This is a genomic window from Pseudomonas sp. PB106 (assembly GCF_009764645.1).
GTDB lineage: Bacteria > Pseudomonadota > Gammaproteobacteria > Pseudomonadales > Pseudomonadaceae > Aquipseudomonas.
On the sequence record NZ_RWIM01000067.1, the window covers coordinates 1 to 1,474 of the forward strand.

Below are 1,474 nucleotides of genomic sequence, written 5' to 3' on the forward strand. Positions count from 1 at the left end.
AGCCTGCTCGCGATAGCGGACTGTCAGTTGCCAATGAGTCGACTGATACACCGCTATCGCGAGCAGGCTCACTCCTACAGGTTTTTGTGTCGGCTTCAATACTCCATTCCAATTTAAGGCTGTTGCGGATGCTCGCTGCGTCGCTGATTTTTCTGCTGACCATTACCCTTGTCATCTGGCAACCCAAAGGCCTCGGCGTTGGCTGGAGTGCGACGCTTGGCGCCGTATTGGCGCTGATCTGCGGTGTCGTGCATCTAAGCGATATTCCGCTGGTCTGGCAGATCATCTGGAACGCCACGGGCACATTCGTTGCCCTGATCATCATCAGTCTTTTGCTCGACGAAGCCGGGTTCTTCAACTGGGCCGCGCTGCATGTGGCGCGCTGGGGGCGGGGCAGTGGGCGCAAGCTGTTTGCTTTCATGGTGCTGCTCGGCGCGTTGGTCTCGGCGTTGTTTGCCAACGACGGCGCGGCGCTGATTCTCACGCCAATCGTGATTTCGATGTTGCTGGCGCTGCGCTTTTCCCCGGCCGCGACCCTGGCGTTCGTCATGGGCGCCGGATTTATCGCCGATACCGCGAGCCTGCCGCTGGTGGTGTCGAACCTGGTCAACATCGTTTCAGCGGACTTCTTCCACATTGGCTTCAACCGTTATGCGGCGGTGATGGTACCGGTCAACGTCGTCAGCGTGGCGGCGACGCTGGGCATGTTGCTGTGGTTCTTTCGCCGCGACATTCCCAAGGCCTACGACCCTGAACAGCTTGAGCATCCAGAGAGCGCAATCCACGACAAAGCCACGTTCTATGCCGGTTGGGCAGTCTTGGCGATCTTGTTGATTGGTTGTTTTGCGCTAGAACCGCTGGGCATTCCGATCAGCGCGATATCCGCCGTGTGTGCTGCGCTGCTGTTGGGTATCGCAGCCCGCGGCCACAAGATTTCCACGCGCAAGGTGATGAAAGAAGCGCCGTGGCAGATCGTGATTTTCTCGCTGGGCATGTATCTGGTGGTCTACGGTCTGCGCAATGCCGGGCTGACCGGGTATCTGGCCGGTTGGCTGGATGTGTTCGCAGGGCACGGCGTGTGGGGCGCGGCCATGGGCACCGGTGTGCTGACGGCGTTGCTGTCGTCGATCATGAACAATTTGCCGACGGTGCTGATTGGCTTGTTATCGATTGATGCGAGCCAGGCGAGCGGAGTGATCAAGGAAGCGATGATTTACGCCAACGTGATCGGCAGCGATCTGGGGCCGAAGATCACGCCGATTGGCAGTCTGGCGACGTTGCTGTGGCTGCATGTGCTGGAGCGCAAGGGCATTCACATTGGTTGGGGGTATTACTTCCGGGTCGGGATTGTGTTGACGGTGCCGGTGTTGTTGGTGACGTTGGCGGCATTGGCGGTGCGGCTTTCCCTGTAGACCGAGTCGGCCCCTTCGCGAGCAAGCTCGCTCCCACATTGGTTTTGCGGCGTTCACATGAC

The 1,474-nt window shown here is 59.2% G+C and carries 1 protein-coding gene; it reads left to right on the top strand.

Annotation, left to right across the window (positions count from 1 at the left end):
• The first annotated feature begins 128 nt into the window (after window positions 1-128).
• Window positions 129-1,412, top strand: coding sequence for an arsenic transporter (locus EJA71_RS08960; RefSeq protein ID WP_158956071.1), 1,284 nt, complete (start codon window positions 129-131; stop codon window positions 1,410-1,412).
• The last annotated feature ends 62 nt before the right edge of the window (window positions 1,413-1,474 follow it).

What these genes read in the sequence shown, in the direction of transcription:
- EJA71_RS08960 (WP_158956071.1), top strand. Translation starts at nt 129, where the DNA reads ATGCTCGCTGCGTCGCTGATTTTTCTGCTGACCATTACCCTTGTCATC.